This is a genomic window from Streptantibioticus cattleyicolor NRRL 8057 = DSM 46488 (genome assembly GCF_000240165.1).
Taxonomy (GTDB): Bacteria; Actinomycetota; Actinomycetes; order Streptomycetales; family Streptomycetaceae; genus Streptantibioticus; species Streptantibioticus cattleyicolor.
Genome location: NC_017585.1, coordinates 292328 through 312392 on the forward strand (window position 1 = coordinate 292328; position 20065 = coordinate 312392).

The window sequence follows — 20065 nt, forward strand, 5'->3', positions numbered from 1 at the left end:
ACGACGACGTGGGCAGGAGCATCCGGTGACGGACGGGATACGAAGGACGGACGGGGGCGGGGAGCGGGAACCGGGGGTGACCCGGCGCGGGTTCACCGCGCTGGCGGCCGTACCGGTGGCGTTGGCGGCCGTACCCGCGGCGGCCACCACGGCACGGGCCGACGGCGGCCGGCCGGGGGCGGAGCACAGACCGGCGGCCACCGGCCCGGCGGAGAGCGACCTCACCGATCTGCTGGATCTGCACGGGCTGCCCGGCGCAGCGCGGCCTCCCGGCAACAACCCGCTCAACGTCTTCGCCGACCTCGGCGCCTGGCACGCCTACGGCTTGCCCGCCGCCACCGACCGGGACCATCTCGGAGGCTTCACCGGGCCGCTGTACCTCGCCGAGGAATACCCCTGGTACCTGAGCCGTGCCTTCACCCGGTTCGGGCTGGCCGACGAGGGCTCGGGGAGGCCGCTGGTGTTCGCCGCGCGGGGTGCGGCGGCGCTGCGTTCCGAGCCCGGGGTGCTGCGCCAGGAGCTGACGGCGGACGGGGTGCGCGTCACGCTCGACCTGCGCTTCGCCGGCAACCGTACCGCGCTGGTCACCGCCGTCGTACGCAACGTGTCCGGCACCGCGCTCAGGCTGCGCGCCCGGTGGTCCGGGGAGTTGCTGCGCCATGACACCGAGCCGGTGCGCAGCGCGCCACGGCTGCGCCGGACGGCGACCGGGGTGGCGGTGGACTTCGCCCGGGTGCGGGAGTTCGCCTCGTTCCTGACGACGGATCAGACGCGGTTCGAGGTGACGCACGCCACGCCGGTCGTCACCGAGGTGCGCGGCGACGGCTACACCACCACCGCCGTCCACGCCGAGCTGCTGCGGCCGGGCGCCACGGTGCGGTACGTCTGGGCCGAGTCGTACACCTTCACCGAGGCCGAACGGCGGGCCGCGCACCCCGTGGTGGCCGCCGCGCTGCGCCGCCCGGAGGAGATCACCGACGCCACCACGCGGCGCTGGCAGGGGTATCTGGACCGGGCATTGCGCGGGGTCCCGGCGCGACTGCGCCGTCCGGCGGCCAAGGCGGTGCAGACCCTGGTGACCAACTGGCGCGGTCCGGCGGGGCGGTTGCGTTCGGACGGCATCACGCCGTCGATCACCAACCGCGACTTCGCGGGCGGTCTGTGGGCGTGGGACTCCTGGAAGGAGGCGGTCGGCACCGCGCTCTTCGACCCGGCGCTGGCGGCCTCGTCGATCCAGGCGCTCTTCGACCACCAGATCACCCCGGACTCCCCCGTCCGCCCGCGGGACGCCGGGATGATCCCGGACGCCGTCTTCTACAACGACCCCGCGCAGGGCGGGCTCAACTGGAACGAACGCAACTCCAAGCCCCCGCTGGCCGCCTGGGCGGTGTGGACGGTGTACGAACGCGGCGCCGGCCGTGACTTCCTGCACCGGATGTACCCCAAGCTCACCGCGTACCACGCCTGGTGGTACCGGAACCGCGACCACGCCCGCGACGGCCTCGCGCAGTACGGCGCCACCGTCGACCCGGCCAACGACAGCACGGCGCAGCGCCGGCTCGCCGCGGCCTGGGAGAGCGGCATGGACAACGCCCCGCGTTTCGACCACAGCGCGGTGCTGGCCAACACCGACCGCGCGGGGCGCGTCGTGGGCTGGTCGCTGGACCAGGAGTCGGTGGACCTCAACAGCTACCTGTACGCGGAGAAGACCGTACTGGCCGAGATGGCAAGGGAGTTGGGGCGGCCCTCGGACGCGGTGCGGTACCGCCGGGAGGCGGAGTCGCTGCGCGACCGGGTCCGGGAACGCTGTTACGACCCGGGTACCGGTTTCTTCTACGACGCGGCGCTGCGGGACGGCCGGCCCCGTACCGCCCCGGGCAAGGGGATCGAGGGCGCGATCCCGTTGTGGGCCGGGGTGGCCACCGGACGGCAGGCCGCCGCGGTACGCAGCGCGCTGACCGATCCCGCGCGGTTCGGCACGTACCTTCCGTTGCCGACCGTGTCCCGGGACAGCCCGGCGTTCGACCCGACCGGCTACTGGCGCGGTCTGGTCTGGCTGGACCAGGCGTACTTCGCCATCGAGGGCCTGCGCCGCTACGGCTACCACCGGGACGCCGACGCGACGGCCGAGCGGTTGCTCTCCCGCGCCGCCGGGCTCCTCGGTGACGCCCCGATCCGGGAGAACTACCACCCGTTGACCGGTGGCGGGGAGAACTCCGCCAACTTCTCCTGGTCGGCCGCGGCCTTGCTGGAGCTGGTGCGTCGGGGCTGAGCCCGCGCGGCGGCCCGGTCGGTGCCGGGCCGCCGCGCGGGGACGGGGTGGCGCCTCAGACGGCGCCGGGGGTGCGGTCGGCGTCGGCCGGCCCGGTCGTCCAGGCGGCCACCGGGTTGCCGAGCCACCGGGTGTCGGCCGGCAGCCGTTCGCCCCGCATCACCAGCGAGGCCGGGCCCACCACCGTGCCGTCCGCCACCGTGGTGGCCGGCAGCGCGATGGAGTGCGGGCCGAGCGTGGCGCCCCGGCCGAGGTGGACGGCGTCCACCCGCATCAGGCGGTCGTGGAACAGGTGGGTCTGGAGCACGCAGCCCCGGTTGACGCTCGCCCCGTCGTCCAGCCGCACCAGGTCGGTCTCCGGCAGCCAGTGGCTGTCGCACCACACGCCGCGTCCGATCCGCGCGCCGAGGGTGCGCAGCCACGCGTTGAGCAGCGGGGTGCCGATGACGGCGGAGCCCAGCCACGGCATGGCGACCTCCTCGACGAAGGTGTCGTACAGCTCGTTGCGCCACACGAACGAGCTCCACAACGGGTGCTCGGCGGCCCGGAACCGGCCCACCAGCAGCCACTTGGCGGCCGTGGTGAGCAGGCAGGCCACCACTCCGGCGGCGAACAGGATCACCCCGGCGAGCAGCCCGGCCGCGGTCCAGCCGTCGGCGTCGACCACATCCTGCAACGCGGCGAACGAGACGTCGGCGAGCAGGACGGTGCACAACACCGGGACGACGCGGCACAGTTCGACCGCGGCGCGGGCGGCGACCAGCCGGCGGGGCGGGTCGTAGGTGCGGCTCGGGTCGCCGCCGTCGGCCTTGCGGGGCACCGGCAGGGTGGGGCGGCCCAGCCACGAGCCACCCGGCTCGGCGTGTGCGGGGGCGTCCGACAAGACACCGACCAGGGCGTTGTCGGGCAGGGCGCGGTCGGGGCCGACGATGCCGGAGTTGCCGACGAACGCCCGCTCGCCGATCGCGGAGCGGCCCAGCCGCAGCCAGCCGCCGCGCACCTCGAAGGGGGCCACCAGGGTGTCGTCGGCGAGGAAGGCACCGTCGTCCACCGTGGTCAGCCCCGGCAGCGCCAGCACGGTGGAGATCTCGGCGCGGCGTCCCACCCGCGCGCCGAGCGCCCGCATCCAGGTGGGCGTCAACAGGCTGGCGTAGAGCGGGAAGAGCGAGCCGCGCGCCTGGTCCATCAGCCGGGTGACCACCCAGGCGCACCACGCGGCGCGGCCGTCGGCCGGGTGGTGTCCGGGGGTCAGGCCGCGTCCCACGATCCGTACCGTCAGCGCCAGCAGACCGGCGTAGCACACCAGGGACAGCAGGGTCAGCGGCACCGCGGTCCACAACAGGACGGTGACGAGCCCACCGAGTGTGGTGGTCTCCCTGGCGAGCCACCACAGCACCGCGAGCGCGGGCACGGCGGCGAGCAGCGGCAGCGCGTTGAAGCCGAGCAGCGCGGCGCCGTACGCGGCGTGCCAGCGGCGCGAGTCGGCGGTACGCGGCTTCGGCCAGGTGTGGTCGGCGGTGTCCTGGTCGGGGCGGGCCGGGCTGCCGGTCCACCGCTCGCCGTCGGGCACCTCGCCGGTGACGGCGGCACCCGGCGCGATGTCGGCGCCGGCGCCGACCCGGGCGCCGGGCAGCAGCGTGGCGCGGGTGGCGACGCGGGCGCCGGGGCCGAGCCGGACCGGGCCGAGCCGCAACTGGTCGCCGTCGAGCCAGTGCCCGGACGCGTCGGCCTCGGGTTCCAGCACGCAGCCGTCGCCGAACTCCGCCATGCCGGTCACCGGCGGCATGGCGTGCAGCACCACGCCGCGTCCGACCCGGCATCCCAGCAGCTTGGCGTAGAGCCGTGCCCAGGGCGTGCCGAGCAGCGAGGGCACGCCGAAGGCGGCCACGACGCGTTCGGCGGTCCACACCCGCAGGTGGACCCGGCCGCCGCGCGGGTGGCTGCCCGGGCGGATCCCCCGGGTGAGCAGCCGGGCCGCGCCCGCGCCGATGAGCAGCCGGGCGGGCGCGCTGGACAGCGCCAGCCATCCCGCGCCGATCGCCCACCAGGACGCGTGGGGTGCCCAGCGCACCGGTCCGACCAGGTCGTCCATGGCCGCCACGGCCAGCAGCCAGCGGATCCCGGTCACGGTGAAGAGCACGAGGAGCACGAGGAACTGCACGACGCCGGTGCGGCGCGGGACCGGGCGCACCTCGCGCCGGGCGGTGCCGGAGTCGGCGAACTCGTCGAGGCGGGCGGCGAGTTCGGTCAGCGTGGGGTGGCGGTAGACGTCGGCCACCGACACCTCGGGGAACCGTTCCCGCAGTACGGTGACGAGCCGGGCCGCCGCCAGGCTCGATCCGCCCAGCGCGAAGAAGTCGGCCCCGGCGTCCACCGGGACGCCCAGCACGTCCTGCCAGCGTCCGGCGAGCCATCCGGCGGTACCCGTCGGCGCCTCGCCCGCGTCGGCCGGCCGTTCCTGGGTCGGCAGTGGCCAGGGCAGGGCGGCCCGGTCGACCTTCCCGGAGGTGCGTACCGGCAGCCGGTCGACCACGGTCAGTACGGGGACGAGGGCCTGCGGCAGGGCGTCGAGGAGCCGGTGCCGCAAGGCCGCCAGGTCCAGCGGCCCGTCCTCGGCGACCAGGTAACCGACGAGCACCTGGCCGCCGGCCGGGCTCTGCCGTACCGCCGCGGCTGCCGCGCGGACCCCCGGCAGCGCGCTCAACGCCGCGTCGACCTCCCCCAGTTCGATCCGGCGCCCCGCCAGCTTCACCTGCTCGTCCGCACGTCCGGCGAAGACCAGACCCGCCCGCTCCGCCCGCACCAGATCACCACTGCGGTACACCCGACGCCCCGGAAACACCGGATGCGCACCGAACTTCTCCGCATCCTTGACCGCGTCCAGATAACGAGCCGTCCCCACCCCCGCGATCAACAACTCACCCGTCCCACCCCACGCCACCGCACGGCCACGGGCGTCGACGACCGCCACCTCCCACCCCGCCAGCGGCACCCCGATCCGCACCGGCTCACCCGGCACCAGCCGCGCCGCCAACGCCACCACCGTGGTCTCCGTCGGACCATAGGTGTTCCACATCTCCCGCCCCGCACCCAGCCGCTCCACCAGCTCAGCCGGACACGCCTCACCCCCCACGATCAGCAACCGCACCCGCGCCAACGCCTCCACCGGCCACAACGCCGCCAGCGTCGGCACCGTGGAGACCACCGTCACCCCACGCTCCACCAGCCACGGACCCAAGTCAGCCCCCGCCCGCACCACCTCCCGCGGCGCCGGCACCAGACACCCCCCGTGCCGCCACGCCAGCCACATCTCCTCACACGACGCATCGAACGCCACCGACAACCCCGCCAGCACCCGGTCCCCCGGACCCAACGGCCGCTCCCGGCAGAACAACCCCGCCTCCGCGTCCACGAACGCCGCCGCCGACCGATGACCGACCGCCACCCCCTTCGGCCGCCCCGTCGTCCCCGACGTGAAGATCACCCACGCGTCATCCCCCGGACCCGGACCACGCTCCACACCCCCCACCGCCACCTCCGGACGGAGGTGTACCGCGAGGCCCGCTCCGACGACGGCGCAGACCCGCGCGTCCGTCCAGATCATCTCGGCCCGCTCGTCGGGGTCGTCGGCGTCCACCGGGACGTAGGCGGCGCCGGCGTGCAGCACGCCGAGCACGGCCACGTACAGATCGGCGGTGCCGGACGGGACGCGTATCCCGACCCGGTCACCGGGACCGATGCCGTGCGAGCGGAGTTTGCCGGCGAACGCGGTGACGTCGGCGAGCAGGGCACGGTAGGAGAGCACGACGGTTCCGTCGTCCACCGCGGGCGCCTCGGGGTGGGCGGCCACGGTGGCCGCCAGGATGTCGACGAGCGTCCGAGGGGGCGCCGGGGGTTCCGCGGGCCAGACCGCTCCCGCGGATAGGGTCGCCGCCGCGAGGTCCGGGGCCGACGGGCTCCGGAGGGTCGGTTGAACTGTCAAGGCCGTCTCCTGATTCATCGCCCGCCGGGTGTGGCGGGCACTTGCTCTGGTGGAGACGCGCCCCGGGGCCGTTTCGTCAGCGACAGTTGCGCAAACGATGAACCAAGTCTTCGGAATATTTTACAAAATACTCATGAAAAGCCGCTTAAGCGAACTCATGTCGATAAAACGGTGACACGAAGTCAACGCGCGCGTTGCCGAAGAGTGGCACACGTCACCATCACCGCGTGCCGGGGGCCCGGCGGTGAGCCACCGTCGGCGGAGCCGGGATGATGGTGCACGACCATTGTCACCATCCGGCCCGGGCGTGCGCGCGGCGGGCCGTCGAGTCGGGAGCGTGTTGTGAAGAGCCTGGAGGGGAAGGTCGCCGTCGTCACCGGGGCGACGAGCGGTATCGGAGCCCGGATCGCCGAGCTGTTCGTCGCCGAGGGCGCCCGGGTCGTCCTGGCCGGGCGCCGGGAACGCGAAGGGGAGGAACGCGCCGCCGCGTTGGGCTCGTCGGCGAGCTTCGTGCGCTGCGACGTCTCCGTGGAGGCCGACGTCGAAGCGCTCGTGGGCCACGCGGTCGAACGCCACGGACGGCTCGACGTGATGGTCAACAACGCCGGCGGCCCGGGGAACATGGCGTCGGTGACCGACTTCGACGCGGAGGTCTTCGCCCGGACGTTGTCGGTGCACGTCACCGGCGTGATGCTGGGCATCAAGCACGCCGGGCGGCAGATGGTGGCCCAGGGTTCTGGGAGCATCGTCAACGTGGCCAGCCTCGCCGGGAAGATCGCCGGCTGGTCCGGGCTCGACTACTCCACGGCGAAGGCCGCGGTGCTCCATCTCACCCGGTGCGCCGCGATCGACCTGGGTGAACACGGGGTGCGGGTCAACAGCGTCTCCCCCGGCTTCGTCCCCACCGGCATCTTCGCCAAGGGCGCCGGGGTCGAGGCGTCCGCCGCCGACGCCTCCGCCGACTCCGCCGTGGCCGTCTTCGAGACGCTGATGAAGGACAGTCAGCCGATCTTCCGGACCATCTCCACCGACGACATCGCCGCCGCCGCGCTGTGGTTCGCCTCCGACGCCAGCCGGCTCGTCACCGGACAGGACGTCGGGGTCGACGGCGGCGTCTCGGCCGGCCGCCCCGCGTCCGTCTCCCGCGCCGACCGCGAACGCATCCGGGGCCTGCTCTCCTGAGCCGGCCCCCGCGGAACCCGGCGGCCGTCACCCGACCCGCCGCCGGGAACCTTCGCGGCCGTACCGCGGTCCTTCAGACGAGTGGAACGGAGCCCCGTGCGGGTGGACAGTGAAGGCGGACCGGTGCGGCGGATGGCACGGGGTGCGAGGCGGTTGTGGGGTACGGGGGCGTACGTGGTGGCGCTGGTGGTGACCGCCTGCTGGCTGGCGGGGCAGCCGGCCGCCGAACGGGCCCGTTTCGTCCGCCACAACAGCAGCAACGTGCACCACATCGACGTCGGCAAGTGGTGGACGCTGTTCACCAGCGGGCTCGTGGTGGACGGCGTTCCGGTGGTGGTCGGCATCGGCGCGGTCGCCGCCGTGCTGGGCTGCGCGGAGTGGCGCTGGGGCACGGCGCGGGCCCTTGGTGTGTTCCTCTACGGGCATCTGGCGGCGACACTGCTCACCGAGGGCACGTTGTGGGTGGCGCACGCGACGCGGGTGTTGCACGTGCCGACCCGGGCCCGGGACGTGGGCATCAGCTACGGCCTGGTCACCACGGGCGCCTGTCTGCTCGCGCTGGCCGGCGGCCGGCTGCGGCGTCACGCGCTGCCGCTGCTGGCCGTCGCGCTGGCGGTGGCCTGCGCCGTCGACCAGGCGCTCGCGGACGCCGGGCATCTGATCTCCGTCGGCCTCGGCGTCCTGGCCGCCGGCACGCCCTGGCTGCGCGACCGCGCGGCGGCTCACTCGGGCCGGGTGGCCGCGCCACGGTGGCGGTAGACCACGTACGGGCGCACCAGGTAGCCGATCGGGGCGGCGAAGGCGTGGACGAGGCGGCTGAACGGCCACAGGGTGAACAGCGCCATGCCGAGCAGCGCGTGGAGCTGGTAGGTGAGCGGGGCGCCGGTCATGGCGGCCACGTCGGGGTCGAGGGTGAACAGGCTGCGGAACCACACGGCGACCCCGGTGCGGTAGTCGTACGCGCTGGTCGAGGTGGTGACCAGGGTGGTGACGAGCCCGGCGAGCAGCGCGGCGGCCAGCACCGGATACATCACGCGGTCGCTGCGTGAGGTGGCGGCCCGCACCGCCGGTACCCGCAGCCGGCGCCAGCACAGCACGGCGAGCCCGGCGGTGGCCGCGCAGCCCGCGAGACCGCCCACCACCAGGGCGTTGGCGTGGTAGAAGGATTCGGACACGTGCAGCCGGCGGGTGAGGTCCTCGGGGACGACCAGGCCGACGACGTGTCCGCCGATGACGAAGAGCAGTCCGATGTGGAAGAGCGGTGAGCCGACGCGCAGCAGCCGGCTCTCGTGGAGTTGGCTGGAGCGGGTGGTGAAGCCGAAGCGGTCGTAGTGGTAGCGCCAGGCGCTGCCCGCGATCAGGGTGCCGGCGCACAGGTAGGGCAGGACGGCCCACAAGGTGATGTGCAGGTGTGTCACGGTCGGGTGTCCTCGCGCGTGCGATGGGTGGGGAACGGTTCCAGGCCGACGAGTTCGGTGCCGGGCGGGGTGACGGTGGCCGGGACGGCGGCGGCGCGCCGGCCGGGCAGGGTGGCGCGGACGGCGTCGAGCACGTGGGTGTAGGGGGTGCCGTGGCGTTCCAGGCCGGTGCGCAGGGCGTCGACGGCGGCGCGGTGGTCGAGCAGCAGGCGGCTGCCGGGCCGGGGGCAGCGGGCCGCGAACTCCAGCATCATCGGCAGGAAGTCGGGGAGTTCGGCCGGGTCGGGGAGCCAGCCGTGGGCGCGGTAGGTCTCCTTCAGCCGGGCCAGGGAGGCGCCACGGCGCCGGGTGTCGCCGTCGGTGTAGTAGGTCAGGTGCAGGGTGCGGCGGCGGCTGCGGTCGAAGACGGCGACGTAGTCCCGCGCCGCCCGCAGCGGCGGCAGCGGCGCCGCGTGGTGGCAGAAGGCGAGCAGGTGGCGGGTGGCCGGGTCGCCGGACGCGGTGAGGTGGGTGGTGACCAGGCGCAGCCGGTGCGGCCAGTCGTGGTCGGGGTAGCGCAGCAGCAGCGAGGCCGCCTGGTGGACGGCGGCGGTGTTCACGGTGTGGTCCCCTTGCCGTGCGGTCGGCGGGCCGGGAAGAGTCCGGCCGGGCGTCCGTGGCCGTTCCAGCCGAGGAGGTTGACCCGGCCGCGCGGCGGGGCGGTGTCCTCCAGCATGCCGGGGCCGCCGGTGTGTTCCAGGCTGCACCCGGTGTCCAGGGCGCTGCCCGGGGTGGCGTGGTAGGCGGTGGGGATGACGTAGCGTTCGTCGTACTTGGCGAGCGCCAGCAGCCGGTACATCTCCTCGATCCGGCCGGGGGTCATGGCGACGCCTTCGGCGATGGACGGGTCCGGGGGCTCGCCGAGGTTGACGCGGCGCATGTGGGCGCGCATGGCGGCGAGTCGGCGCAGCGCGGCCTCCACCGGTGCGGTGTCGCCGGCGGTGAAGAGTTCGGCGAGGTAGGCCATCGGGATGCGCAGGCTGCCGATGGCGCCGAAGAGGTTGCCGGCGTCCTCGCCGTCGTGTCCCCCGGCGGCGAGGGCGTCGACGATCGGGGAGAGCGGCGGGATGTACCAGACCATCGGCATGGTGCGGTATTCCGGGTGGAGCGGCAGGGCCACCCGGTGGCGGGCGATGAGGGCGTACACCGGTGAGCGGCGGGCCGCGGTGATCCACTCGTGCGGGATGCCGCACTCCTCGGCGGTGCGCGCCACCTTCGGGTCGTCGGGGTCGAGGAAGCAGCCGAGCTGCGCCGGGTACAGCTGCTTCTCGTCGGGCACGGAGGCGGCCTCGCCCACCCGGTCCGGGTCGTAGAGGACGACGCCGAGGTAGCGCAGCCTGCCCACGCAGGTCTCGGAGCAGACCGTGGGCGCCCCGGCCTCGATGCGCGGATAACACAGCGTGCACTTCTCCGCCTTGCCGGTGCGGTGGTTGAAGTACACCTTCTTGTACGGGCAGCCGCTCACGCACATCCGCCACCCCCGGCAGCGGTCCTGGTCCACCAGGACGATGCCGTCCTCGACGCGCTTGTACATCGCGCCGGACGGGCAGGCGGCGACACAACTGGGGTTGAGGCAGTGCTCGCAGATGCGTGGCAGGTAGAACATGAACGCCTGCTCGTACTCCAGGCGCACCTGGTCGCCGACGCGCTCCAGCAGCGGGTCGGCGGCGGTGTGTTCCGGGCCGCCGCCGAGGTCGTCGTCCCAGTTGGGTCCGCCGGTGACGGCCATGGGTGCCCCGTCGATCAGGGAGCGCGGGGCGGCGGTGGGCAGGTCGTCGCCGAGCGGTGCGGTGGTGAGGGTCTCGTAGTCGTACGTCCAGGGCTGGTAGTAGTCGTCCAGCGAGGGCAGTTCGGGGTTGGCGAAGATCCGGGCCAGTCGGCGCAGCCGGCCGCCGGAGCGCGGGACGAGCCGGCCGTGGCGCAGTTGCCAGCCGCCCTTGAAGCGCTCCTGGTCCTCGTAGCGGCGGGGGTATCCCTGGCCGGGGCGGGTCTCGACGTTGTTGAACCAGGCGTATTCGGTGCCGGCCCGGTTGGTCCAGGTCTGTTTGCAGGTGACCGAGCAGGTGTGGCAGCCGATGCACTTGTCGAGGTTCATCACCATCGCGACCTGTGCCATGACGCGCATGTGTCAGTACTCCACGTTCTGCGAGCGGCGGCGGATGACGGTGACCGCGTCGCGCTGGTTGCCGGTGGGCCCGTAGTAGTTGGGGGCGAAGGAGAGCTGGGCGTAGCCGCCGATCAGGTGGGTGGGTTTGACCAGCAGCCGGGTGAGGGCGTTGTGCACGCCGCCGCGCCGTCCGGTCGCCTCGGACTTCGGGACGTTCACCAGGCGTTCCTGCACGTGGTACATGAAGACGGTGCCGGGCGGGATACGGTGCGAGACGACGGCGCGGGCGACGACGACGCCGTTGGGGTTGACCGCCTCGATCCAGTCGTTGTCGGCGGCCCCGACGGCCTCGGCGTCGGCGGGGCTCATCCACACCACGGGGCCGCCGCGCGCGAGGGTCTGCATCAGCAGGTTCTCCTGGTACTCGGAGTGGATGGACCACTTCGAGTGCGGGGTGAGGTAGCGCACGGTCACCGTGCGTCCGCCGTCGGGTGCCTCGTCCTGATGTGGTGTTCCGCCGAGGGTGAGCGGGTCCAACGGGGGCCGGTAGACGGGGAGTTGTTCGCCGAACTCGGCAATCCAGTCGTGGTCGAGGTAGAAGTGCTGGCGGCCGGTGAGGGTGTGCCAGGGCTTGAGGTTCTCGGTGTTGATGGTGAAGGGGGCGTAGCGGCGGTCGGCGCCTTCCTTGCCGGACCATTCGAAGCTGACGCCGGCCTGGGCGGGGCGGGCCTGGGTGTCGGAGAAGAGCACGCGGTGGCCGTGGGCGGATTCGGCGAGTTCGGTGAAGTCCGAGGCGGGTCCGCAGCGTTCGGCCAGGCGCGCGAAGCCTTCGGCGGCGACGCGCCCGTTGGTGGTGCCGGACAGGGCGAGGACGGCTTCGCACAGCTTGGCGTCGGTGTCGAGGAGCGGGCGGCCGGCCGCGGACCCCGCGGTGGCGGTGCCGCACCGGGCGGCGAGCCACCGGGTCTCCGGGCCGGTGCGGACGGTGACCCCTTTGACCTGCATGCCGTCGTCCTCCAGCAGGGGTCCGAGGGCCGCGAGCCGGTCGGCGACCGTGGTGTAGTCGCGTTCCACCACGGTGAGGTGGGGCAGGTTGTGGCCCGCCTCGGCCGCCCGGTCGTCGTCGCGCCAGTCGGGGACGGTCCCGCCGGGTTGTGCCATCTCGTACGGGGTGTCGTGGCCGAGGGCGGTGGCCACCAGGTCGTAGGCGCGTTCCAGGCGGCCGGCCGCCAGTTCCGACAGCTTGGCGGCGAGGCCGTGGAAGATCTCGAAGTCGGTGCGGGCCTGCCACGGCGGGCTGATCGCCGGGGAGAAGGCGTGCACGTAGGGGTGCATGTCGGTGCTGGACAGGTCGTGTTTCTCGTACCAGGTGGCGGCGGGCAGCACCAGGTCGGCGTGGAGGGTGGTGGAGGTCATCCGGAAGTCGACGGCCAGCAGCAGGTCGAGCTTGCCGTGCGGTTCCTCGTCGCGCCAGACGACGTCGCGGGGGCGCCGGCCGGGCGGCAGGGGCGGTGCCGTGGCGTTGTCCCGCGCGCCGAGCAGATGGCGCAGGAAGTATTCGTTGCCCTTGGCGGACGAGCCGATGAGGTTGGCCCGCCACACGGTGAGCACGCGGGGCCAGTTGGCCGGGGCGTCCGGGTCCTGGCAGGCGAAGCGGAGGTCGCCGGCGGCGATCCGGGCCGCCGCCCAGCGCGCCGGGTCCTGCCCGCTGGCGTGTGCCGCGCGCCCGAGGTCCAGCGGGTTGGTGTCGAACGTCGGGTAGGAGGGCATCCAGCCCAGGCGTACCGACTGGGCCACCAGGTCGGCGGTGTGCCGTCCGGCGAAGAGCCGGCGTCCGGTCGGCGCGGCCAGCGCGTCCGGCGTCGCGGTGTCGTAACGCCACTGGCCGGTGTGGAGGTACCAGTACGGGGTTCCGGCCATCTGCCGGGAGGGCCGGACCCAGTCGGCGGCGGTGGACAGCTGCTGCCAGCCGGCCAGCGGGCGCACCTTCTCCTGGCCGACGTAGTGCGCCCAGCCGCCGCCGTTGACCCCCTGGCAGCCGGTGAGCAGCAGCAGGGAGAGGAAGGATCGGTAGATGGTGTCGGAGTGGAACCAGTGGTTGGTGCCCGCGCCCATCACGATCATGGCCCGGCCGCGGGTCTGCTCCGCGGTCCGCGCGAACTCGCGGGCCACCCGCGTCACGGCGGTCGCCGGCACCGAGGTGATCTCCTCCTGCCAGGCCGGGGTGCACGGCACCGACGCGTCGTCGTAGCCCTCCGGCCACCGGCCGCCGAGCCCCGGCCGGCGTACCCCGTACCGCGCCAGCAGCAGGTCGAAGACGGTGGTGACCGGGCGGCCCCCGATCCGGCGTACCGGCACGTCGCGTACGAGCACCTCACCGGGGCCGTGCTCGAAGCGCGGCAGTGCCACCGGGACGCGCGGGCCACCGGCTTCCTGATACAACGTCAGCACCGGGTCGGTGTCGCCGAGATCGAGGTTCCAGCGGCCCTCGCCGCTCTTGTCCCAGCGGTCGGCCAGCGTGCCGTTGGGGGCGACCGGGCGGCCGGTGACCGAGTCCAGGAGCACCGGTTGCCAGCGCCGCGCCGGGGAGTCGGTCTCCATGCCGAGGTCGGCGGCGGTGACGAACTTGCCCGGTACGTAGGCGTCGGCGCCGCGCTGCTCCAGTTCGACGAGGAACGGCAGATCGGTGAAGCGCTTGACGTAGTCGGTGAAGTAGGCGACCCGGCGGCGGACGAAGAACTCGGTGAGGATGACGTGTCCCATCGCCATGGCCACCGCGCCGTCGGTGCCCGGGTGGGGGTGGAGCCATTCGTCGGCGAACTTGGTGGCGTCCGCGTAGTCCGGGCAGACCACCACCACCTTCTGCCCCCGGTAGCGGGCCTCGGCCATCCAGTGGGCGTCCGGGGTGCGGGTGACGGGCACGTTGGAGCCCCACAGCACCAGGTAGGCGGCGTCCCACCAGTCGCCGGACTCCGGCACGTCCGTCTGGTCGCCGAAGACCTGCGGCGAGGCGATCGGCAGGTCCGCGTACCAGTCGTAGAACGAGATCATCGGCGCGCCGATCAGCGCCATGAAGCGGGCGCCGACCGCGTGCGAGGCGATCGACATCGCGGGGATCGGCGAGAAGCCGGCGATCCGGTCCGGCCCGTACGTCCGCAGCGTGTGCACGTGCGCGGCGGCGGCGATCTCCAGCGCCTCGTCCCACTCGATGCGCACCAGCCCGCCCCGGCCGCGGGCCGACTGGTAGCGGCGGCGCCGCTCCGGGTCGCCGGTGACCTCGGCCCATGCCGCCACCGGATCGCCCAGCCGCGCCCTGGCCTCCCGGTACATCTCCACCAGCACGCCACGGGCGTACGGATGGCGCACCCGGGCCGGCGAGTAGGTGTACCAGGAGAACGAGGCGCCGCGCGGGCAGCCGCGCGGCTCGTACTCGGGCCGGTCGGGGCCGGTGGACGGGTAGTCGGTCGCCTGGGTCTCCCAGGTGATCAGGCCGTCCTTGACGTACACCTGCCAGGAGCACGAGCCGGTGCAGTTGACGCCGTGGGTGGAGCGCACCACCTTGTCGTGGGCCCAACGCTCCCGGTACCGCGTGTCGTTGACCGCCTTCCTCGCCTGGAAGACCGCGCGGGAGTCGTCGGTGGCCGGCGCCCGGCTCAGCAACCGCCCCGCCGCCAGCAGTGCCTGCGACACGGCGTCGGCGGAACGCCCGGCACGGTCACGGAACGGGACGGACCTCATGACCACCTACTCCTCACAGCGGACTGTCGGCTTCCGGGCGGAAGACTCGCGCACCACACGCGGGATAAGGCGGGCGTTCCGGGAGGTTTGACCGCAAGAGACGCCATTCTTTCCTTGTACTTTGCAGGCGTTTTAGGCGAAACGTTTTTCCCGTGACGACACGATGGCCAGATCGAGGAACATTGCAGTCCGCAATACTTGGGGGGTAAACGAAGCCTGCCGTTTGCCGCCGACGGCGCGACGGGGGAAGGTGTCACCCATGGTCTCCCGGTACGCGCAGTGGCAGCCTTCGGTGGCGCCGCGTCGTCATGTGGTGTGTGTCTGGGTGCGGGAGAACGGCGGTGGCGACGCGCACGGGCAGCTCGTCGTGCCGGACGGCTGTGTCGACCTCATGTGGTGTGACGGTGCGCTGGAGGTGGTCGGGCCGGACCGGGGGGCGCGGACGGTGCCGGTGCGGGCCGGGGCGGGCATCGCGGGGGTGCGGTTGCGGCCGGGGGCGGCGGGGTTGCTGCTGGGACGGCTGCCCGCGCGGGAGGTGTGCGACCTCCAGGTGCCGCTCGCGGAAGTGCTGCCGCGGGACCGGGTCCGGCGGCTGGCGGACCGGCTGGCCGGCGCCGAGGGGCCACGCGCCGCCGGGGTGCTGGACGCGTTCGCGGCCTCGCTGCCCACCGATCACGCGCCCGATCCCGTGGTGGAGCACGCCGTGGCGGTGCTCGGCCGCCCCGCGCCGGTGCGGTTGTCGTCGCTGGCCGGGCACGTCGGCCTGTCCGAGCGGCAGTTGCGGCGGCGGGTGACGGACGCGGTGGGGTACGGGCCGAAGACACTCCACGCGGTGCTGCGTTTCCAGCGGGCGCTGGCCCGGGCCCGGGCGGGCGGCGCCGGCCTGGCCGAGGTCGCGCTGCGCGCGGGCTACGCGGACCAGGCCCACTTCACCCGAGAGGTCCGCCGCCTCGCCGGCGTGCCGCCGACGGTGCTGCTGGGCGCGGGGCGGACGGCTCAGGGCGTGCGGTCGTAGGCGCGCAGCGTGAGCAGCGCGGCGAGCGTCACGCCGGGGCGGGCCTCCACCTCGGTGGTCGCCGACCAGCGGGCCCAGGTGATCGGCCAGCCCCCGTCCTCCCGCTGCGCGGCGGCGAGATGGCGCAGTCCGCGCCGCGTCTGCGCGTCGGTGAACCACGCGCGCGCCAGGCTGTCCGGACGCGGGGCGACGTCGTGCGGCAGGTGGTATTCGCCGGGGGCGTACCCGGGGGCGAGTCGCACCCGCTCGGGGTGGTCCGGATCGAGGAGTACGAGGCGCTGCTCGCGCACCAGGTCACCCAGGCGTTCCGCCTGCCGCCGCGCCCAGGTCCGGTCGGGGGCCGCGTCGAGGAAGGCGACGGCGGCCCGGACCTCGTACGGATGGGTCTGCCGCAGCCCTTCGACGGCGGCGCGGCAGAACTCGGTGGCGGTGCGCGGCCAGGGGTGGTCGACGCCGAGGCGCAGCAGCGGGCCCAGGATCTGCCCGGTGGCCAGCAGTTCGCCGTGGGGTTCGCCGGAGATCGGCAGCCACGGCGGACGCGGGTAGGGGCGCAGGGTCGGCAGTACGGCCGGCACGCCTCCGTCCGGGGCGGTGACGCCGGCCAGCCAGTCGCACAGGCGCCGGGCCCGGGACGCGTCCAGCGCCCCGGTCTCCTCCAGCACCGCCAGGGCGGCGGGCAGCGCGATCGGCTGCGGTGCCGGTCCCCTGACGTCGGGTTCGAGCCCGTAGGCGTATCCGCCGTCCCGGCCGCGGTAGGCGTCCAGGGCGGTGAGCACCCCGGCCGGATCGTCCTCGTCGCCGAAGAGGAACGCGAAGCGGCGTTGTTCCAGCACCCGTCCCGAGGCCCACAGGAAGCGTCCGGCCCGCTCGATCACGGTGTCGTTGATCCATGCCATGCCGCGACGGTACGCGGGGGCCGGGCCGCGGGTCTTGAACGGATCGGCCACGGCGTCCGGGGCGTGCCCGCCTCGTGGTCTCCCGGGCCGGCGGTCGAGGTGGGCGTCGAGGTGGCCCGCGACTTCGGCGGTGCCCGGCGTCCCCGTCGACGGGCGGCGCTTCGGGCCGGACGTCGTGACGGCCAACGAGGCCCAACCCGGCCTGCCGCACTCCCCGTTGGTGCTGCGGGCCATCGCCCGGGCGCACGACACCCGGCTGGACGCGCTCGCCACGGTGGTGGCGCCGGGCGAGCTGCGGGTCGGGGAGTCCGTCGTGCTCCGGTGACTCCCGGCAGGCCCCGCAGGGTTCTTTGATCTTCCTTTGCTCACGTCACCTTGTTGACGCGTGAATGACAACTGTACGTTTCCCGCACGTCACCACTGAACGTGGTGGCACCCCCTGCACCGCCCTGCACTGCTCCGTTCCCCCACCTCAGGAGGCAGTACGTTGCGTCACATACCCTCACCCCGAACCGCCCTGTCCGCGGCGGGCGTCGCCGCGCTCGTCGTCTGCGGTCTGGCGACGACCGCGCCGGCCGGGGCAGCCGCCACGGCCCACCACCCGGGCGTCTCGTGGACCCGCGCCTGCGCCCTGCCCGCGGCTCCCGGCACCGCCGCCTGCAACGCGCTGCACGTCACCAGCGTGACCGAACACATCAACGCGACGGGCGTGACCCCCGCCGCCACCCCGTCCGGCTACGGCCCCGCCGACCTGCGCAGCGCCTACAACATCCCGGCGGGCGGCGGCTCGGGGCAGACGGTCGCGATCGTCGACGCCTACGACGACCCCAACGCCGAGTCCGACCTGGCCACCTACCGCAGCCAGTACGGCCTGCCCGCCTGCACCACCGCCAACGGCTGCTTCAAGAAGGTCAACGAGACCGGAGGCACCAAGTACCCGCGCGCCAACAGCGGCTGGGCCGGGGAGATCTCCCTCGACCTCGACATGGTCTCCGCGATGGCACCGAACGCGCACATCATCCTCGTGGAGGCGAACACCGCCAACATGACGGACCTGGGCGCCTCGGTCAACACCGCCGTCAAGCTCGGCGCCAAGTTCGTCTCCAACAGCTACGGCGGCTCGGAGTCCTCCTCGGACACCGGCTACGACTCCACCTACTTCAACCACCCGGGCGTCGCCATCACCGTCTCCTCGGGCGACGGCGGCTACGGGGTGGAATACCCGGCGTCCTCGCCGTACGTCACCGCGGTCGGCGGCACCGCGCTGAAGCGTGACTCCAGCACCGCCCGCGGCTGGAGCGAGAGCGTGTGGTCCACCTCCAGCACCGAGGGCGCCGGCTCCGGCTGCTCCGCCTACGAGCCCAAGCCGTCCTGGCAGACCGACAGCGGCTGCGCCGAGCGCACCGTCGCCGACGTCTCGGCCGTCGCCGACCCGGCCACCGGTGTCGCCGTCTACCAGACCTACGGCGGCTCCGGCTGGACCGTCTACGGCGGAACGAGCGTGGCCGCCCCGCTGATCGCCGGCGTCTACGCCGACGCCGGTGCCCCGTCCGCCAGTTACCCCGCCGCCGACGCCTACGCCCACCCCGGCGCGCTCAACGACGTGACCACCGGCTCCACCGCCAGCTGCTCCCCCGCCTACCTGTGCACCGCAGGCACCGGCTACGACGGCCCCACCGGCCTCGGCACCCCCAACGGTCTGGCCGCCTTCACCGGCTGACCCCACCCGGCCGGGGCGGCCCGGACGCCTACGCGTTCCAGGGCCGCCCCGCGTCGAGCAACGCCAGCTCCAGCCCGCGCAGCCGGTCCGGGGCGGCGACCAGTTCGTAGCCGGTGACCCGGTCGCCGGCGCTGGTGACGAGGACGGCGAGCCGCAACCGGCCGTACGGCGCCACCGCGATGCCCACGACGCCGTCGACCAGCAGTGCCTCCGCGAGGTGCGCGTTCCGCCCGAAGACGGCGATCTCCCGGGCCACGGCGTGGGCGCCGGTCACCTCGGCCGGCCGGCCCGCGACCGGCGCCGCGGGGTCCGCGCGCCGTACGACGTCGGGGGCGAGGACGGCGAGTATCGCGTCGAGGTCGCCCGCCCGCGACGCCGCCAGGAAGGCTTCCACCACGCCGCGCTGGCGCGCGAGTTCCGCACCGGACACGGCCGGGGCGCCGCGCACCTTGCGGCGGGCCCGGCTGGCGAGTTGCTTGGCGGCGGCGAGCGAGCGGCCGACGACGGGCGCGATCTCGCCGAACGGCACCGCGAACATGTCGTGCAGCACGAAGGCGACCCGTTCGGCGGGGCCCAGCCGGACCAGGACGACCAGCACGGCGCGTCCCACCGAGTCGGCCAGCAGTGTCCGCTGTTCCGGGTCGCCGTCCACGCCGGTGTCCCGGTCCTCCTCGGGCCCCGGCAGCCCGGCCGGCCTCTCCCGCCGGGCGGCGCGGGAACGCAGCATGTCCAGGCAGATCCGGGAGACCGTGGTGGTGAGCCAACCGCCCATGGTGTCGATGGCGTCCGCGTCGGCGCGGGCCAGCCGCAGCCAGGCCTCCTGCACGGCGTCCTCCGCCTCGCCGTGCGAGCCGAGCAGGCGGTGGGCGACCGCGCGCAGGCGGTCGCGGTGCGTCTCGAAGTCCGCCGCGAGGGCGTCGTGCGCGTTCAACCGGTCACCTTTCCCCGTGGTCGTCCGTCAACACGGTAGGACCCTCCGGCCGTTGGACGGCCGGGGGGCGGACGACCGAGGAAGGAAGGGGCATCTTCGTGGATGTCTACGAGGCGGTGGCGAGCCGGCGGGCGGTGCGGCGGTTCAGCGCGGAGCCGGTGCCGCGCGAGGCGCTGGAGCGTGTGCTGCGCGCCGCGAGACGGTCCCCGTCCGGCGGCAACCTCCAGCCGTGGCACCTCTACGTGCTGACCGGCGCGCCCCTGGCGGACCTGCGGAAACGCACCGCGGCACGGGTGGCCGCCGGCGACCCCGGTGACCCGCGGGAATACCCGATGTACCCGCCGGAGCTGCGATCCCCGTACCGGGAACGCCGGTTCGCGGCGGCCCGGCAGCGCTACGCCGCGATGGGCATACCCTGGGAGGACGAGCGGGCACGGCACGAAGCCGTCGCCGCCAACTGGGACTGCTTCGGCGCACCGGTGGCCGCGTTCTGCTACCTCGACCGCGCCATGGGGCCGGGCCAGTGGGCCGACACGGGGATGTACCTGCAGACCGTGATGCTCCTGCTGCGCGCCGAAGGGCTGCACAGCTGCGCGCAGATGGCCTGGTCGGTGTACCGGTCGACGGTCGCCGAGATCGTGTCGCCCCCGTCGGACCTGATCCTCTTCTGCGGTTTGTCCATCGGTTACGAGGACGCCGCCGCGCCGCAGACCCGCACCGACCGGGCACCACTCGGCGAGACCGTGACGTTCCTGGACGGGTAGG

Annotated in this window: 14 protein-coding genes; 7 read left to right on the forward strand and 7 right to left on the reverse strand. The window is 73.9% G+C overall.

Features of this window, described 5'->3' with window-relative positions:
• Nucleotides 1-25: 25 nt before the first annotated feature.
• Nucleotides 26-2272: an MGH1-like glycoside hydrolase domain-containing protein gene (locus tag SCATT_RS28835; protein WP_014151882.1), complete on the forward strand. Its 2247-nt coding sequence runs from the start codon at nucleotides 26-28 to the stop codon at nucleotides 2270-2272.
• A gap of 55 nt (nucleotides 2273-2327) precedes the next feature.
• Here the strand turns inward: SCATT_RS28835 and SCATT_RS28840 are convergent, their stop codons facing one another.
• Nucleotides 2328-6122 (reverse strand): Pls/PosA family non-ribosomal peptide synthetase, encoded by a 3795-nt coding sequence (locus SCATT_RS28840; RefSeq protein WP_014151881.1) that lies wholly within the window; start codon nucleotides 6120-6122, stop codon nucleotides 2328-2330.
• Between the two features lie 474 nt (nucleotides 6123-6596).
• On the opposite strand from SCATT_RS28840, the gene SCATT_RS28845 reads away from it, so the two are divergent.
• A complete protein-coding gene (locus SCATT_RS28845; RefSeq protein ID WP_014151880.1) occupies nucleotides 6597-7436 on the forward strand; it encodes an SDR family NAD(P)-dependent oxidoreductase in 840 nt (279 codons plus the stop codon).
• 132 nt (nucleotides 7437-7568) lie between these two features.
• Entirely contained in the window at nucleotides 7569-8195 is a 627-nt protein-coding gene (locus SCATT_RS28850; RefSeq protein WP_042507745.1) for a rhomboid-like protein, read from the forward strand.
• Here the strand turns inward: SCATT_RS28850 and narI are convergent.
• From narI to SCATT_RS28870, 4 genes are read right to left on the reverse strand one after another with little or no spacing between them, the layout of a single operon-like run.
• Nucleotides 8159-8854 (reverse strand): respiratory nitrate reductase subunit gamma, encoded by a 696-nt coding sequence (gene narI / locus SCATT_RS28855; protein ID WP_014151878.1) that lies wholly within the window; start codon nucleotides 8852-8854, stop codon nucleotides 8159-8161. The genes SCATT_RS28850 and narI overlap by 37 nt on opposite strands.
• Nucleotides 8851-9453, reverse strand: a complete 603-nt coding sequence (gene narJ, locus SCATT_RS28860; RefSeq protein WP_014151877.1) for a nitrate reductase molybdenum cofactor assembly chaperone — start codon at nucleotides 9451-9453, stop codon at nucleotides 8851-8853. Before narJ ends, narI begins: the two co-directional genes overlap by 4 nt.
• Nucleotides 9450-11018, reverse strand: a complete 1569-nt coding sequence (gene narH, locus SCATT_RS28865) for a nitrate reductase subunit beta (RefSeq protein WP_014151876.1) — start codon at nucleotides 11016-11018, stop codon at nucleotides 9450-9452. Before narH ends, narJ begins: the two co-directional genes overlap by 4 nt.
• A gap of 3 nt (nucleotides 11019-11021) precedes the next feature.
• Nucleotides 11022-14738, reverse strand: coding sequence for a nitrate reductase subunit alpha (locus SCATT_RS28870; protein ID WP_014151875.1), 3717 nt, complete (start codon nucleotides 14736-14738; stop codon nucleotides 11022-11024).
• A 259-nt stretch (nucleotides 14739-14997) separates the two neighbouring features.
• On the opposite strand from SCATT_RS28870, the gene SCATT_RS28875 reads away from it, so the two are divergent.
• Nucleotides 14998-15753, forward strand: a complete 756-nt coding sequence (locus SCATT_RS28875; protein ID WP_014151873.1) for a helix-turn-helix domain-containing protein — start codon at nucleotides 14998-15000, stop codon at nucleotides 15751-15753.
• On the opposite strand, the gene SCATT_RS28880 is transcribed toward SCATT_RS28875, so the two are convergent.
• Nucleotides 15735-16649 carry a hypothetical protein gene (locus SCATT_RS28880; protein ID WP_014151872.1) on the reverse strand — a complete coding sequence of 305 codons (915 nt, stop codon included), beginning with the start codon at nucleotides 16647-16649 and terminating at the stop codon, nucleotides 15735-15737. The genes SCATT_RS28875 and SCATT_RS28880 overlap by 19 nt on opposite strands.
• Nucleotides 16650-16779: 130 nt before the next feature.
• Here SCATT_RS28880 and SCATT_RS28885 point away from each other — a divergent pair, with 130 nt between their 5' ends.
• On the forward strand, nucleotides 16780-16974 hold the full coding sequence (locus SCATT_RS28885) for a hypothetical protein (RefSeq protein WP_014151871.1): 195 nt from the start codon (nucleotides 16780-16782) through the stop codon (nucleotides 16972-16974).
• Between the two features lie 162 nt (nucleotides 16975-17136).
• On the forward strand, nucleotides 17137-18369 hold the full coding sequence (locus SCATT_RS28890; RefSeq protein WP_014151870.1) for a S53 family peptidase: 1233 nt from the start codon (nucleotides 17137-17139) through the stop codon (nucleotides 18367-18369).
• 28 nt (nucleotides 18370-18397) lie between these two features.
• Here SCATT_RS28890 and SCATT_RS28895 read toward each other — a convergent pair whose 3' ends face one another.
• Nucleotides 18398-19300 carry a sigma-70 family RNA polymerase sigma factor gene (locus SCATT_RS28895; RefSeq protein WP_014151869.1) on the reverse strand — a complete coding sequence of 301 codons (903 nt, stop codon included), beginning with the start codon at nucleotides 19298-19300 and terminating at the stop codon, nucleotides 18398-18400.
• A 98-nt stretch (nucleotides 19301-19398) separates the two neighbouring features.
• Between SCATT_RS28895 and SCATT_RS28900 the strand changes: the two genes are divergently transcribed.
• Complete coding sequence (locus tag SCATT_RS28900) at nucleotides 19399-20064, forward strand: nitroreductase (protein WP_014151868.1); 666 nt, start codon at nucleotides 19399-19401, stop codon at nucleotides 20062-20064.
• Nucleotide 20065: the final 1 nt, after the last annotated feature.